This window comes from Virgibacillus phasianinus (assembly GCF_002216775.1).
GTDB lineage: Bacteria > Bacillota > Bacilli > Bacillales > Amphibacillaceae > Virgibacillus_F > Virgibacillus_F phasianinus.
This window is the reverse complement of record NZ_CP022315.1, coordinates 1,271,675-1,286,804: the sequence shown is the minus strand read 5'-3', so window position 1 is coordinate 1,286,804 and position 15,130 is coordinate 1,271,675. Positions and strand designations below refer to the sequence as shown.

Sequence of the window (15,130 nt, the reverse complement as noted above, 5' to 3'; positions counted from 1 at the left end):
CACTATTGCCTTGAACACCTTTCGTAGCTGAGGTGTTTTTTTATTGGGTTTTTTACATATTCCATACAAAACCAGGGGGTTAAGAAATGAAAAAGGTTATATTGTTTTTATTAACTGCCATGCTGTTACTTGTTATATTGGCAGGCTGCGGCAGCGCTGAGGATCTGTCTAAAAAGAGCAATGGCAGTGCTAATGAGGCGAAAACGGAACAAACAGCGGAAAAAGCCGCTTTTCCACTAAGCGTTAAAGATGGGACTGGAGAAGAATTAACGATTGAGAAAAAACCTGAACGGATTGTATCGGTTCTGCCAAGTAATACAGAAATTGCATTTGCACTTGGCCTTGGTCAACAGATTGTCGGGGTTTCCGACCACGATAACTACCCGGAGGAAGCAACGAAGAAGGAGAAAATAGGCGGATTGGAGTTGAACGTCGAGAAAATCCTATCATTGAATCCCGATTTAGTGTTAGCGGATCAGACAAATGATGCGAAGGCACTAAAACAAATAAAGGAAGCGGGAATTCCAGTATTGATTGTAGGTGAGGCAACCGACTTCGAGGGAGTTTATTCAAATATTGAATTGATTGGAAAAACGACCGGAACACAGAAGGAAGCGGATAAGGTAATTAAAGGTATGAAAGAAAAACTGGCATCATTAAAGGAAAAAGCAAGTGCCATTAAGGAAGATAAGCGTAAAGATGTATATATCGAACTATCACCAGCTCCTGAAATCTATACGGCGGGAAAAAATACATTTATGGATACCCTGCTATCCATCATCCATGCTGATAATGCATCAGCAAATCAGAATGGCTGGTCAAAGGTGAATGAAGAAGCGGTTATTGCAGCCAATCCGGACGTTATTATTACAACATATGGCGCCTATGTAGATGATCCGGCAGCCGAAGTATCCAGTCGTGACGGATGGGAAGATATTACAGCAGTGAAAAAGAATCAGATTTTTGATATAAATGCTGATCTAACCAATCGACCTGGTCCTCGTTTGGTCGAAGGAGTAGAGGAACTTGGAAAAGCAGTTTATCCGGATGTTTTTGCAAAATAAGAAACTTAGTGCCTATCCTATTTTATTACTGCTATTGATTGTTGCCGTCCTAATGGGTATATCGATTGGAACAGTAAAGGTTCCTGTGAAAACTATTTTAACAGTCATTTTCGCCGCAGTCACACAAACACCGCTACCTGAATCAATCAATCCGATGTATGAGAGTATTGTCATTGATATCCGGATGCCGCGCGTGTTACTGTCCGGCATTGTTGGCGCATCACTTGCAGTAGCCGGGGCTGCCTTTCAGGGTCTGTTGCGCAATCCACTGGCAGATCCATATACACTTGGTGTGTCTTCAGGAGCCAGCGTAGGTGCTGTTCTGACCATATTTTTCAACCTGTCCCTTCCGTTCTTAGGCTTGTACACCCTGCCTGTAGTGAGCATCCTTGCATCATTTATCACCATTATCATTGTTTTATTTTTTGCACGGCGGGTGGATCGTACGATGCGGGTTGAAACAATCATTTTAACGGGGGTTATTTTCAGTTCATTTCTTGGGGCGCTTATATCACTCATGATTGCTTTAACAGGCGAGGAACTGCGTCAGATTATTGGATGGCTGCTTGGTAGTGTTTCAATGAGGGGCTGGGATTACGTTTGGATTATCCTGCCGTTTTCAGTTATTGGTTCTATTATCCTGTTGATGCATACGACAGAACTAAATGCCATGTCCTTTGGGGAAGAACAGGCCAAGCATTTAGGTGTCCATGTTGAACGAAAAAAAATGAATATACTGATTGCCGGCTCTATTTTAACGGGAGCGTCAGTGGCCGTATCAGGAACAATTGGCTTTGTCGGCCTTGTCATTCCGCACTTTGTCCGAATTGTTTGGGGGCCGGACCATAAACACTTGCTTCCGCTATCCATTTTGGCAGGTGCTGGATTTCTTATTTCGGCTGATCTGGTGTCCCGGGTTATTATTGCTCCGTCCGAATTACCGATTGGCGTTATTACTGCTTTAGTCGGAGCACCAATCTTCGCATTGATCTTAATGAGGCAACGACTGGAAAGAAGATGATAATATGATTGAAATCAAAAACGTTTCAGGTGGCTATTCGAATGAAGCCATTCTAAAGAATATATCCTTTGACGTTAAGAATGGAGAATTCTTTGGCATTATTGGCCCAAACGGCAGCGGTAAAACGACGTTATTGAAGATGATCAGTGGAATTTTGCCAGTAATCACCGGAGAAATTGCCCTAAATCATAAGTCCATTTCATCGTACTCCGTAAGGGATTTTGCCAAATGGATAGCTGTGCTGCCGCAGCATACAGCGCAAACGTTCAGCTATACCGTAAAAGAGACGGTTTCGCTTGGCCGTTATGCCCACCAGAAAAAACTTTTTCAATCATTTTCTGAGGAAGATGAACGGGTTGTTCAGGAAGTGATGAAACAAACAGGTATTTACCATTATCGGGATGATTTGCTGGACAAACTCTCAGGTGGTGAACGGCAGCGAGTGTACCTGGCTCAGTCCTTGGCACAAAACCCAAAAATTCTTTTGCTGGATGAACCGACCAACCACCTTGATTTAGCTTATCAAAAGGAATTACTGGATCTACTTAAAAAGTGGACCCTTTCCAACCAATTGACCGTTGTGTCGATTTTCCATGATTTAAATCTAGCAAGTTTGTACTGTGACCGGTTATTGCTGTTGCATGATGGAACCATGAAAATTTGTGATTATCCGGACGAGGTACTAAAAATGGAAAGGATTCAGGAAGTTTATGAAACAAATATTGAAAAGTTTCCCCACCCCAAAATACCTAAGCCGCAGATCATGCTCATTCCCGAGGATCAGCAGACCGGACAGGAGACAGCAACTATAGATGAGAGCTATTTGCAAGTTACAAAAGAAATGATTCAGCTTCATTTCCCCGTTTCCCTAAAAACCATGTCTTCGGGTGTTACCGGTTCTGGTATGGGATGGTTCCGGACATTTGTCAACCGCCATGTCGGAAAGGATTATCAGTGTTCCAACCATAGGCAGGAAATGATCGACTATTTAAGATCCCATAATCTGGACCCTAATGAAACAGTTGGCATGATGACGGCAGTTAATCTGGAAGACGTTTCCTTCCAGGCATTAGAAGTAAATGGATGTTCGCTGTTGATAGTTGTTACTGCCGGCACAGGCAATGCCGTGGATGCTGCGTATGGAGAGCAGCATGCCTTTGCGGTAACGCCGGGAACAATCAATACCTGGGTGTTTGTTAATGGAAAACTGACAGATGAGGCATTTATTCAATGTATTATGACAGCAACAGAGGCAAAAACAAAAGCATTACGGGAAGCATCTATACAGGATACAACGACAAATACTTACGCAACTGGAACATCTACAGACAGTATTTTAATTGCCGCTACCCAACGCGGGCCTTTGTATGCTTTTGGCGGGTCGATTACACCATTAGGCAGCCTCGTTGGTAAAGGTGTTTATGCCTGTACGAAAAAGTCTCTTCATCGTTATTTGGAAAGGATTCACAAACCATGATTCACCATTTCGCTGCCATTGCCTTGGCATATATACTGGACTTACTGATTGGGGACCCGGAAAGGTGGCCGCATCCTGTCAGGGGATTTGGCCGGCTTATTTCTTTACTTGAGACTCAACTGAATAAAGGAAACTACCGTAAACTAAAAGGATTACTCATGGTCTTACTCATTATTCTTACAGCATTTATCAGCAGTATTTTACTCCTTTCATTATGTTATCAATTCCACCCTGTCGCAGGTGTAATCGTTGAGGCTGTACTAATCGCGACAACTGTTTCTGCCAATAACCTGAAAAAGGCAGCTATGGAAGTTTATCGACCACTAAAAAATGGTGATCTTGCAATGGCCAGAAAGAAACTTTCTTATATTGTTGGGCGTGATACAGAACAACTAACAGAAGGGGAAATTACTAGAGGAACGGTTGAAACAATTGCTGAGAATACTAGCGACGGAATAACTGCTCCCTTCTTCTGGAGTTTTATTGGCGGGGCTCCTCTCGCCCTTGTGTACCGAGCAGTGAATACGTGTGACTCCATGGTAGGATACCAAAATGATGCATATCAAGCATATGGCTGGGCATCGGCCAAACTTGATGATGTCTTAAACTGGATTCCCGCCAGATTAACAGCTTTTGTGATGGTGGTCGTTAATCGGCCCATACATACCACCACAAGGAATGCCTGGTCGATCCTATTCCGCGATGCCCGAAAACATAAGAGTCCGAACAGCGGTTGGGGAGAGGCTGCTGTTGCAGCACTTCTCGGAATACAGCTAGGGGGAACTAATTCATACCAGGGAACAATATCCATTTCCAGGAAAATGGGTGAAATACACGTGCCGTTGCAGGCTGTTCATATTTTGCAAACGATTACGATTATGAGAAGGACTGTCTTCTTATTTCTACTATGTTTCATGATAGGAGGAATTGCCATTGAATTGGCCAATACATGGATCTAATCCACAATATATATATAATCATCTGCAGTTGCCCATGCCAAAGAACATCATCGATTTCAGTGTGAATGTAAATCCATTCGGCCCGCCCGCATTATTGAAGGAAAAGTGGATTCGCTGGTTTGCGGCTGTTAGTGATTACCCGGACCCAAATAATAGTGAATTGATTGAGGTGATTTCGGAAAAAGAAAAATTGCCACGTTCATCAATTTTACCCGGAAATGGCGGTGCTGAACTCATTGGGTTGTTGGCAAAAATGTTTTCAGGTAAGCGTGTCTTGCTTATCCAGCCAACCTTTTCCGAATATGAGCGAATGTGCACTGCAAATGGTTGTCAAATTAGCAACTTAATTCTCAAAGAAAATGACTGGGAAATCCCAGTAGATGACTTGTCTTCCAAGTTAGCCCGTGCGGATGTGCTGTTTCTGTGCCATCCCAACAATCCAACTGGCATCATTTATTCTGAACAACTGCTTTTGCAGATTGTAAATGCCTGCCAGCAGCAAGACTGTTTCCTTGTTATAGATGAGGCGTTTTATGATTTTACGGATGAATCGAATACAATCGCTTCTTATCTCAAGGACTATAACATGTTAATTATTATTCGTTCGATGACGAAAATGTACGCCATCCCCGGATTACGCCTAGGCTACATTCTCGCTGCACCCTCCATCATTAAGGAACTGCATCAAAATCAAGCACATTGGAGTGTAAATGCATTAGCATTGCTAGCTGGGAAAGAATGCCTGCTTGCGGACAACTACATCAATAAGACAAAAACATTCGTTTCAATTGAACGAAAACGGATGGTGCACGCATTGCAACAGGCAGGATATCTTGTCTCAGCCAGCAGGGTGAATTTTTATTTAGTTCGTGACCCTGAGTTGGGCGACCAATTGCCTTTATTTATGTTTCTAGTAAAAAAGGGGATTGTGGCCAGACATACTGCCAACTACCAGGGATTAAACGGTCGTTGGCTGCGCTTTTCAATTAAACAGACCCATGAGAACGACATCCTATTGAAAGAGTTGCTGGCATGGAAGAAAAAAAGTTGATATTTATAACAGGCGGTGTCAGAAGTGGGAAAAGTACATTTGCGGAAAACTATGCAACATCTTTTGTTAAAGGGAATGAGGGAACGTTACGCTATATTGCCACATCCAGGCCATCGGATCGTGAAATGACAAGCAGAATTTCAATTCATCAATTGCAGCGCCTGAATAGCGGTTTTAATTGGGAGACCTTAGAGTTTCCTTTTAACATGGCTAAAGCCGCTTCTTTCGTTCAACAAAGTGACATTGTTTTGCTTGACTGTCTGACAGTCTTGCTGACCAATGAACTATTTCGCGATGGTTTCTCGGAAAACATCTGGGAACAACAAGATTACCAGGCTAAAGTAATGCAACTGATTCTGGAAGGAATTGATGCAATTAGAGGCAAAGCCAAACTGCTTTTGATTGTTTCGAATGAGGTACTGAACGAACACATAACAGATCGTTCGCTTGTTCAAACATATGGCAGATTGCTTGGAATGCTGCATCAAGAACTGGTCCGGATGTCATCTGAAGCATATTTGGTTGAAGCAGGAATACCGATTTTAATGAAGGGAGGACAGCCAAATGAAGGGCATTATGATTCAAGGAACCGCTTCTAACGTTGGGAAAAGCCTGGTTGTCACTGCTGTTTGCCGAATGTTGGTCAATGAGGGCTTGTCTGTTGCACCATTCAAATCCCAAAACATGTCCAATTATGTTCAAGTCTTACAAGATGGACTTGAAATTTCACGCGCCCAGGCATTACAGGCTGAGGCAGCAAAGGTAGATCCAACTGTATGGATGAATCCAATTGTGCTGAAACCAAGTTCAGACCTTAAAGCCGAAGTGGTTATGCTAGGTAAAACCAAAAAAACATTGACAGGACGGGATTATCGGAATTCCTTTTATGAAACAGGATTAGCAGTTATCAAGGATTCATTACATCACTTAAACCAACAGTATGATGTTCTCGTTATGGAAGGCGCCGGGAGCCCAGTTGAACTAAATTTAAAAAACAACGAATTAGTCAATATGAAAATAGCTGAACTTGCCGATGTTCCCGTGCTGTTAATCGCCGATATCGACAGAGGAGGCGTTTTCGCTAGCATTATCGGTACACTGGAATTATTAAGTCACCCAGAAAGAAAACGCGTAAAAGGCATTATCATTAATAAATTCCGTGGCGACCAATCACTATTTGCAGAAGGCATCCGGTGGATTGAAAAAAACACCCGACTACCAGTACTAGGAATCATCCCACATATCCACCACACCATAGAACGAGAAGATTCCTATGGGACAGAGGGACAGGTCCCTTGTCCCGAGCCGCCTGTCTCAACAGCAGTCGACCGTTACGATGATTTAGCAGCGCAAATTAAGAACCATCTCGATTGGGAGCATATGATCAATATTATAAATCAGTGGGACAGACAATGAAATCCTATGTATACGGTATGATACTCACGATTCAATTTTTTAGTATCCTGCCACTGAGAAAGGAGGTTCCAATTACACCTATTCATTTGGAACGTGCTATTCGGGTGTTCCCTGCTTTTGGCTGGATCCTAGGGTTCTCATATGCCGCCATTCTTTATGGCCTGATACAATGGACACCTTTTTCATCGCTGGCAATTGCATTTATCATCTGGCTAATCACGATTGTGCTTACTGGCGGTATTCATCTTGACGGCTGGATGGATGCAAGTGACGCGTTTTTTTCTTACCGCGATAGGGATAAGCGACTAGAGATTATGAAAGACCCCAGAACCGGTGCGTTTGGTGTATTAAGTGTCATTGTTCTGCTAAGTGCCAGATTTCTATTTATCTATGAAATCATCATTAGAATAGAAAGACCTTCCTATCTATTTATTTTCTTCATCCCATTTTTTAGCAGGATAGTTATGGGAATGATGCTCGCCCTTGTTCCACCTGCCAAAGAGGAGGGCCTGGGGCATCTATTCCAGCAGTCATGCACGCGTTCAACAATATGGAGTTATTGCTGGTATCTGATCCCAGCGGCTATTCTATTATGGACGCAAGGCTTGCAAAGTGTGATGATCGGGACCGGGATGCTTATCTGCTCACTGCTGCTATTTCTATTTGCAAGAAAGAAGGTCCGCACCTGGTTTGGAGGAATTTCCGGCGATACCGTTGGTGCAACAACAGAAGGAGTGGAGGTCTGTTTATGGATGATTGTATGGCTATTACACTATTACGTCATGGGATGACAAAGGAAAACCAAAAGTCAGCATATATCGGCTGGACGGATTCTCCCTTAAGTGAGCAAGGGAAATCAGATGTAAAGCGGATGCACGAATATTTTCCTGAAATGGACATGGTTTTTTCAAGTGATTTAAAGCGGTGTCTGGAGACAGCAGCACTTGCGTTTCCAAATCAGCTTGTACAATGTTTGGCGGAAATAAGAGAAATACACTTTGGTGCATGGGAAGGAAAAACATATGCGGAATTACAACATCTCCCTTCCTACCGTCATTGGATTGATCATCCATTTCGTTCACGTCCTGATGGCGGCGAATCATTTGAAGCCTTTTGCAGGCGAATACAAGACGGATTCACAGAAATCAGGAGGCAAATTATAGCAACGGATGCAAAAGAAACAGCAATTGTTACGCATGGTGGGGTAATACGTTATTTGCTATCCATTCTTTTGGATCAAAACACACCATTTTTCCAATGGCATATTCCATATGGCGGCGGTTACCGGCTATGCTGGACAAAAGATAGCTTTAGGAGGGATGAAAATTGCATGTTGTTACAGGAGGTGCCTACAACGGAAAATCAGCGTGGGTAAGACAACACTATCTGGTTGACGACAGCACTGATTACCACTGGCTGTCAGCTTATCAATCAGAACCATGTCCGGACGATTTGTCGGTTTTAAGCAAGAACATCGTTGTCTGTGAAGGAGTGGAGCAGTGGGTTCTACAATGGATAGAAAACCAGAGTATCACAGAGGTCCGAACAATGGGCCGGGGTTTGATAGCCAAATGGTTAGATTGGGAACAAACAACGGCCCAGCGAAAACTGGTCATTATTGGTTCAGATATTTCCAAAGGTATCGTCCCTGTGGAGTCAAAAATGCGAACCTGGCGCGATGTGACAGGATGGTTCTATCAGGATTTGGTGAAACAATGTGATCGTTTAGACCTCATTTGGTACGGAATCAACAAACAGTTAAAATAAAAAATTGGAGGAATTAACATGCGAATTTATACACGAACAGGTGACAAAGGACAAACAGGCTTAATTGGGGGCCGGGTTGATAAGGATGATATTAGGGTTGAAGCATACGGCACCGTTGATGAATTAAATTGTTTTGTAGGAAAAATAGTCACCGAACTGGATTTAGGGCTGTTTTCCGACATTCTCGAAGATCTGGAAAAAATCCAACACGAACTGTTTGATTGTGGTGGCGATTTAGCAAGTGTCTCTAAAAAACGGCCACTGAAACTGACTGAAGAATCCATTGATTACCTGGAAGAAAAAATTGATCAGTTTATTGAACAAGCCCCAAAAATAGAACGATTCATTTTACCTGGTGGTTCCACGCCAGCCGCTTCCATTCATATCGCACGCACTATAACCAGGAGGGCCGAGCGTTTGGTTGTCCGGCTGATGAAACAGGAGACATTAGAATCGGATGTATCTCTTAAGTATTTGAACCGGCTTTCTGATTATTTCTTCACCCTGGCAAGAGTTGTAAATGCGAGACTGAAGGTGAAGGATGTTGAATACGTCCGCAGTGCCCGGGTATTTCGGGATGGCAAGCGCAAGGAGAAGTAACATGTCTACAAAAAGACTATGTTTGTTAGCCCTGTTTATTGCACTTTCGGTAATCGGAGCGATGATCAAAATACCTTCGTTCGTCGGAAGTATTGCCCTTGATGCTTTCCCCTCCCTGCTTGCCGCTGTATTAATTGGCAAGCGGGCAGGGGCCTTGATAGCCGGCGCTGGTCATCTTGTTTCCGCACTTATTGCCGGGATGCCACTAGGTCCGATGCATCTTCTCATTGCTGTTGAAATGGCACTCATTGTTTGGAGTTTCGGTGCTATTTATCAATCGGGGAATACGAAGCTTGCTGGTTTGTTTTTCGTTTGCAGCAACAGCCTGCTGGCACCGCTTCCTATGCTGGTATTACTTGGGGTTTCGTTCTATTTCGCGTTACTGCCTTCCCTTTTGATTGGAGCGACTGTTAATGCGGCCATTGCAATAATTTTCATTCCGAAATGTAAAATGCTTTTCCAAAAAACGATGGCAGGTGAGCAATGATGATAAGGGACAGTTTAATCGCACCATTTGATCAAAAAATGGATATCGTCATTGCCTGTGACAATAGCGGCTCGATTGGAATGAAGACGGCTGATGATGTGTCCGCTCCCTATGACGTTGTATCCTATTTTGCATTTCGAGTTGCCTACATGGAATGCATGGCAGCAGGAGGAATTCCATTTTCCGTCATCATTCAAAACTTTAATGACAAGTCTGCATGGAATTCCCTATTAACAGGAATTAAGCGCGGATGTAATGAATTAGCAATAGATCCTCTGCCAATAACCGGCAGCACCGAATCTAATTTTTCGTTAGCACAATCCGCGACAGGTATTACAGTTCTTGGGAAGCGGTTACGAAAAGCAGCACATTCCCCTGCCATTGAACAGGTTTTATCTGCTGCGGTTATTGGCAGTCCGCTAATTGGGAACGAAGTAATTGAACAGAAAGAAAATATCGCACCGCTTGCGTTATTCCAATGGTTCTGCAAACAACATACTGTTCTGACTGTTGTTCCGGTAGGTTCGAAGGGGATTTTGCATGAACTAAGGCAGTTATTCCCTGATCAGTCCCTGGATTTTACATGTGATTTAAGAATGGAAAAGTCATCAGGCCCATCCACCTGCTTTATCGCTGTTTATGCAGAGTCAGATCATCGGATCATTACGTCAAAAGCTGGGCGATTGTTTCATAATGTGAACGTAAATGGTGGAAGTTTTACATCTAGTGAGCTGAAAATTGACCGCTAACACTTGCAAAAAGTAAGGATTAACTGACATTAAACTACAATACACACGTTATTTTCAATATGAAATAACGTGTGTATTGATTATTCGCGTCGTTGAAATGTTCCCCTTTTTTAAGAGTTCGAATACACCATTTACTTTCTATATTAACGGACTACAGCTGGTCCAACCAGTGCACGTGGGTTGGTACCGATCGCCAGTTTACAAATATTCGCATAGCTAACTTGTTTATACGTTGCTAGCAGGTTTTTCAATTCCTGTACTTTGCTGTCTGTTTTCAACTTTTCGATTTCCTGTTGATAAACAAACAATACATAATCATTTTGTGACATAGGGCTGAAATTAGTTGGATTCTCATCCATTACCAGGCAGCCCATGTATTGATATCCATACTGCAGTTGGCGGGTCAAAAGAATCGTATTTCTAAACTTTTGAAACAGTGTTGGACTTTTTGCTTTTAAATTATCAATTGCACTTTTAGCACCTTGCAAATCGTTGAAATTAGATGATATCAGCATGCGCGATCTCTCCCTTTTGTTATAAGTTTAATCCCATGGTTTTTCCAAGGTTAGTTTAGATACGAGTTCCTTATTTTGCTGTCTTTTCAGCTTGCGTAATTTTGCCCGCTCTTGACCAGTCTCGTTAAGAAATCGTTCTTCCTCCGTTTCTGGAATAACGTCAGGAACCTCTACAGGTCTTTTATCTTCACCTAAAGCAACAAAGGTTAAAAAGGCGGTAGCTGCTAATCTCCGGCCCCCGGTGTCCAAATCCTCGGCAATCACTTTACAAAAAATCTCCATTGAGCTTTTTCCGGTATAAGCCACAAATGATTCGAGACAAACCGAGTCACTTACCCGAATTGGTTCAATAAAATTCACGGAGTCTGTTGATGCTGTAACACATTCCTTAATCCTTGAATGCCTTCTTGCAGAAAGTGTTGCGCATGCATCCATTTTCTTCATCAATACTCCACCGAATAATGTATGATAATTGTTCAAATCGTTGATGAGTACCTGATCGGTTTGAACAACGCGTGTATCCTTTATTTTTTTAACTTCCATAATCAATCACCTTATCTGCTATGCATAAACTTCTTACAAGGAATATTATACTGCGTGCCTTCCGGTGAAGTACAATGCCGATCAAACATGGTTTTCATACTGAAATGTTATGGAAGCGTTTTTAGCCTTTCCTTGGCGAAACGAATAAACTCCTTATTGGTTTGGGATAGATACGCATCATTTTTCCAGATCATCGCAAGATTCCATTCAATCGATGGATTAACGACTGCTATTGTTTGTATTTGGCTTGTCAATTTGAGGCTTGTGCTTTCAGGCAGCAGGGTGATACCCAGATTGGAGGCTACCATTTCCTCAATAAAGTCAAGCTGCGATGTTTCTGATATAATTCGTGGTTGAAACCCCGTATCATTGCACGCTGTAAGGATGCGATTTCTCAGTGAAAAATCTTGGTTAAACATGATAAACGCCTCTCCTTTTAGTTCATGCAAAGAAACTTTTTGTTTCCCCACAAGATGATGGGAGGACGGTATCACGAGCCTTAGTCTTTCATTCACAAAGGTATAATAGTCGTACGAATCATGCTTTTTCGGAAGAACAATTACCCCAAAGTCCAATTGACCGTGGACAATTTTATCTTCAATAAGCTTTGATCCGTCCTCCTCGAGCCCAAACGTTACCTCGGGGTATTCCTGATGAAAAGAACCGATCAAGTCGGAGAAAAAGAAAGAGTTGATTATTGTTGGAAGGCCGATGCGAATATGACCTTTTTTCAATGTAAGCAAACGATCAAGGTCTGTTTCCATAAGCTGAACCTGATTTTCAATTTCCTGTGCGTGTTTATATAGCACTTGTCCCGCCTCGGTTAACTTTAGCTTTTTACGGGAACGAATGAAAAGCGGTGCGCCTAGTTCGTCTTCTAAAGATTTAATAATTCTGCTCAGAGCAGGCTGGGTTATGTACAAGTTCTCCGCTGTGTGGGTAAAGTTACCAGTGCGCGTGACTTCCATAAAATACTGCAAATGTTTGATCTCCATTTATCCTCACCAACTTCCTACATTCTTCCGATGCTTGCTTATTATTACCGTATCTATCATTATACATCACTGTTTCAATGTAATTTAACTGTTCATCAGTTATTCATTCCCACCCGCGCCCATGATTGCATATGCTGATTTATGTGATTTATAAATTACAGGGAGGTATTTTGATGAATAGAAATATCAATCATGCAGATCCGTTTATTCCAATAGAAAATTACAATCAGGCCAATTGGGATACCCGTCAACAGCCAAGTGTACAGGAAATCATGCAGACAATCCGTTCGGAGCATGGTAATTTATATTCCCAGCTGGAGCGGGCCGGAATGAACCGATATATTGTCGATTATGTATTTTCGCTTATTGTTAGCTTTGCCATCAATCAAGCAAACACAAACCAATCGGCTAATCAAATTTACAATCGATTTCAAAGCCAAGTCCCGTGGGTCAATCTATTATTTGGACAATTTAATGTTCCACAAAGCCTGGCGGACAGAGTCTTAGTGAATATCATTCAGATCGTATTAAATGCAATTAGCGGTGGCGGGAGTGGTCAACCACAACCTGGTCAGGGATGGTCCGCCTGGGAAAATCTTGGAGGAACCTTGACATCCTCGCCTGCTGTTGCTTCCTGGCAGTCGAATCGACTTGATGTGTTTGGCCGAGGAACCGGACAGAACCTATACCATAAATGGTGGGATGGAAACAGATGGAGTGGCTGGGAGAACCTTGGCGGTACGTTAACGTCAGCACCGGCTGCTGTTTCGTGGGGGCCAAATCGGATTGACGTATTTACTAGAGGTACAGATCAAAGCCTGTATCATAAATGGTGGGACGGAAATAGATGGAGCGATTGGGAAAACCTTGGCGGCTCTTTAACGAGTGCACCAGCCGTTTCCTCACGGCGTTCAAATCAGTTGGATGTCTTTGTACGGGGGACAAATCAGCGGCTCTACATGAGAACGTGGAATGGCTCTCGTTGGGGAGATTGGCAGGATCTTGGTGGTTCTCTATCATCAGGCCCGGCCGCTGTTTCGTGGGGCCAAATCGAATTGATGTATTCGCCAGAGGGCAAAACCAGGATCTGATTCATAAGTGGTGGGATGGAAATAGATGGAGTGATTGGGAAAGCCTTGGAGGAACACTGACTTCCGAGCCTGCTGTTTCTTCTACTAGGCCAAACCGCCTTGAAGTATTTGTCAGAGGTACAAATCAAAATCTCTATACAAAAACATGGAACGGCTCACGATGGTCCAATTGGCAAAGTCTTGGTGGCAACCTGAATTCAGGTCCAGCTGCAGTTTCATGGGGACCAAATCGAACCGATGTATTCGCAAGCGGCCAGAATCGAAACCTTATCCATATTTACAAGGGATAGCACTATGGGGGACAGTCCCCCGCCGCTCTAATGCGTTAAAGCGCCGGGGTGACCTTTCCTTTTTTTGTACTTTGAGAATGCAGAATGTATACTATAATTAATAATTGTATTGGGGGATGATGTTATGGGAAAATCAAATGCCCGTAAAAAACGGGAAAAACGAATCCGGGAAGGAAGGCCTGATCCAGTAAATAGCAGAAGCCCGTTTGCCAGGCTCGACTTACGGACAAAAATGACAAAAACCAAAAAGGATATTTTATATCAAAACAAACACAAGAATCGTAATCCTAAACAAAGGGAAAACGATTCTTTTTATTATGGGACTGTTTCAAGTGCTCTATCTGCGTTAAACTCTCAATTATCCATTTTTCAATCCAGCATCTACCCCCAAAAATTAGTAGATTACTGAATCACATCAACGAAGTGGGCAAGAATCTTTGCAGTCAGACCCCAGATTACTCTATCTTCATAGAAATAGAAATACTCGTCTATCTTGCCTGTCCGCCAATTATAGTCCTGCCCACCAGCGATAAGATCGAACGGGAAATTATCCTCTGGTTTCACCTTTACATCAACATGATAAACTTTCGGGGGCGTTTTCAGTAAATAGGATAATGGCACAGTGAACACTTCTCCTACTTCCGGAGGATTTGGAGTGATAGATTCAATATCGTGAATAAACCCCGCATGCGGATAAACAATCATACCAAACGGAGACACCACGTAATCCAACGGGAAAACACCAGAAATTTGGTCATGTTTAATGCCCAGTTCCTCCCCTGTCTCCCTGATTGCACAGGCCTCGTCATTTTCATCTCGCCGGTCTATCCTTCCCCCCGGAAAACAGATTTCTCCCGGTTGGCGTCTTAACTTATGGGAACGAACCTCAAAAAGTACATGCGTTTCATTATTCTTTTGAACCAGTGGCAATAGCACAGCATATTTAGAAAACTTCTCACTGCCAAGGATAGCAGAAGAATGTTCTTTTAACTTTTCCTGAATTACCTTCGCATCCATATACTCACCTCAAACTTACTTACTATTTTTACCATACCATAGTTTGCAGGTGTTTTTGTGAAATTTGATTCCTCTATGTCAGAGGGAC

General features: G+C 42.8%; 20 protein-coding genes. 16 read left to right on the top strand and 4 right to left on the bottom strand.

Annotated elements, in window-relative coordinates; all coding sequences use genetic code 11:
* Window positions 1-86: 86 nt before the first annotated feature.
* The 13 genes from CFK37_RS06640 to CFK37_RS06580 are packed head-to-tail and all read left to right on the top strand — an operon-like array spanning window position 87 to window position 10,591.
* Window positions 87-1,064, top strand: coding sequence for an ABC transporter substrate-binding protein (locus CFK37_RS06640; protein WP_089061119.1), 978 nt, complete (start codon window positions 87-89; stop codon window positions 1,062-1,064).
* Entirely contained in the window at window positions 1,027-2,085 is a 1,059-nt protein-coding gene (locus tag CFK37_RS06635) for a FecCD family ABC transporter permease (RefSeq protein ID WP_089061118.1), read from the top strand. The genes CFK37_RS06640 and CFK37_RS06635 overlap by 38 nt, the downstream gene beginning before the upstream one ends.
* A 4-nt stretch (window positions 2,086-2,089) precedes the next feature.
* The gene (locus tag CFK37_RS06630; protein WP_089061117.1) at window positions 2,090-3,562 is read left to right on the top strand and encodes an adenosylcobinamide amidohydrolase; all 1,473 of its coding nucleotides are present in this window, start codon (window positions 2,090-2,092) and stop codon (window positions 3,560-3,562) included.
* Window positions 3,559-4,521, top strand: a complete 963-nt coding sequence (gene cbiB, locus CFK37_RS06625; RefSeq protein WP_089061116.1) for an adenosylcobinamide-phosphate synthase CbiB — start codon at window positions 3,559-3,561, stop codon at window positions 4,519-4,521. Before CFK37_RS06630 ends, cbiB begins: the two co-directional genes overlap by 4 nt.
* Entirely contained in the window at window positions 4,496-5,572 is a 1,077-nt protein-coding gene (gene cobD / locus CFK37_RS06620) for a threonine-phosphate decarboxylase CobD (protein WP_089061115.1), read from the top strand. The genes cbiB and cobD overlap by 26 nt, the downstream gene beginning before the upstream one ends.
* Window positions 5,554-6,171: a bifunctional adenosylcobinamide kinase/adenosylcobinamide-phosphate guanylyltransferase gene (locus CFK37_RS06615; RefSeq protein ID WP_089061114.1), complete on the top strand. Its 618-nt coding sequence runs from the start codon at window positions 5,554-5,556 to the stop codon at window positions 6,169-6,171. Before cobD ends, CFK37_RS06615 begins: the two co-directional genes overlap by 19 nt.
* Entirely contained in the window at window positions 6,137-6,988 is an 852-nt protein-coding gene (locus CFK37_RS06610) for a cobyric acid synthase (RefSeq protein ID WP_089061113.1), read from the top strand. Before CFK37_RS06615 ends, CFK37_RS06610 begins: the two co-directional genes overlap by 35 nt.
* Window positions 6,985-7,779, top strand: a complete 795-nt coding sequence (locus tag CFK37_RS06605) for an adenosylcobinamide-GDP ribazoletransferase (protein WP_089061112.1) — start codon at window positions 6,985-6,987, stop codon at window positions 7,777-7,779. Before CFK37_RS06610 ends, CFK37_RS06605 begins: the two co-directional genes overlap by 4 nt.
* Window positions 7,737-8,363 carry a histidine phosphatase family protein gene (locus tag CFK37_RS06600; protein ID WP_089061111.1) on the top strand — a complete coding sequence of 209 codons (627 nt, stop codon included), beginning with the start codon at window positions 7,737-7,739 and terminating at the stop codon, window positions 8,361-8,363. The genes CFK37_RS06605 and CFK37_RS06600 overlap by 43 nt, the downstream gene beginning before the upstream one ends.
* Window positions 8,315-8,755 (top strand): bifunctional adenosylcobinamide kinase/adenosylcobinamide-phosphate guanylyltransferase, encoded by a 441-nt coding sequence (locus tag CFK37_RS06595; protein WP_089061110.1) that lies wholly within the window; start codon window positions 8,315-8,317, stop codon window positions 8,753-8,755. The genes CFK37_RS06600 and CFK37_RS06595 overlap by 49 nt, the downstream gene beginning before the upstream one ends.
* Window positions 8,756-8,773: 18 nt before the next feature.
* Entirely contained in the window at window positions 8,774-9,355 is a 582-nt protein-coding gene (locus CFK37_RS06590; RefSeq protein ID WP_089061109.1) for a cob(I)yrinic acid a,c-diamide adenosyltransferase, read from the top strand.
* 1 nt (window position 9,356) lies between these two features.
* Window positions 9,357-9,842, top strand: coding sequence for an ECF transporter S component (locus tag CFK37_RS06585; protein ID WP_089061108.1), 486 nt, complete (start codon window positions 9,357-9,359; stop codon window positions 9,840-9,842).
* Entirely contained in the window at window positions 9,839-10,591 is a 753-nt protein-coding gene (locus CFK37_RS06580) for an ATP-binding protein (protein ID WP_157724804.1), read from the top strand. Before CFK37_RS06585 ends, CFK37_RS06580 begins: the two co-directional genes overlap by 4 nt.
* Before the next feature lie 143 nt (window positions 10,592-10,734).
* On the opposite strand, the gene CFK37_RS06575 is transcribed toward CFK37_RS06580, so the two are convergent.
* The 3 genes from CFK37_RS06575 to CFK37_RS06565 all read right to left on the bottom strand — a co-directional run bounded on the left by CFK37_RS06575 (window position 10,735) and on the right by CFK37_RS06565 (window position 12,644).
* Window positions 10,735-11,106, bottom strand: a complete 372-nt coding sequence (locus CFK37_RS06575; RefSeq protein ID WP_089061106.1) for a hypothetical protein — start codon at window positions 11,104-11,106, stop codon at window positions 10,735-10,737.
* Window positions 11,107-11,133: 27 nt separating this feature from the next.
* Window positions 11,134-11,649: an acyl-CoA thioesterase gene (locus CFK37_RS06570; protein ID WP_089061105.1), complete on the bottom strand. Its 516-nt coding sequence runs from the start codon at window positions 11,647-11,649 to the stop codon at window positions 11,134-11,136.
* 107 nt (window positions 11,650-11,756) lie between these two features.
* Complete coding sequence (locus tag CFK37_RS06565) at window positions 11,757-12,644, bottom strand: LysR family transcriptional regulator (protein WP_089061104.1); 888 nt, start codon at window positions 12,642-12,644, stop codon at window positions 11,757-11,759.
* Between the two features lie 173 nt (window positions 12,645-12,817).
* Between CFK37_RS06565 and CFK37_RS06560 the strand changes: the two genes are divergently transcribed.
* The 3 genes from CFK37_RS06560 (at window position 12,818) to CFK37_RS06555 (ending at window position 14,434) form a co-directional block, all read left to right on the top strand.
* On the top strand, window positions 12,818-13,735 hold the full coding sequence (locus CFK37_RS06560; RefSeq protein WP_245837321.1) for a PLL family lectin: 918 nt from the start codon (window positions 12,818-12,820) through the stop codon (window positions 13,733-13,735).
* Complete coding sequence (locus tag CFK37_RS20690; protein ID WP_425445363.1) at window positions 13,684-14,025, top strand: DUF8189 domain-containing protein; 342 nt, start codon at window positions 13,684-13,686, stop codon at window positions 14,023-14,025. Before CFK37_RS06560 ends, CFK37_RS20690 begins: the two co-directional genes overlap by 52 nt.
* 124 nt (window positions 14,026-14,149) lie before the next feature.
* Window positions 14,150-14,434, top strand: coding sequence for a hypothetical protein (locus CFK37_RS06555; protein WP_089061103.1), 285 nt, complete (start codon window positions 14,150-14,152; stop codon window positions 14,432-14,434).
* Here the strand turns inward: CFK37_RS06555 and CFK37_RS06550 are convergent.
* A complete protein-coding gene (locus CFK37_RS06550; RefSeq protein ID WP_089061102.1) occupies window positions 14,428-15,042 on the bottom strand; it encodes an NUDIX hydrolase in 615 nt (204 codons plus the stop codon). The genes CFK37_RS06555 and CFK37_RS06550 overlap by 7 nt on opposite strands.
* Between the last annotated feature and the right edge of the window lie 88 nt (window positions 15,043-15,130).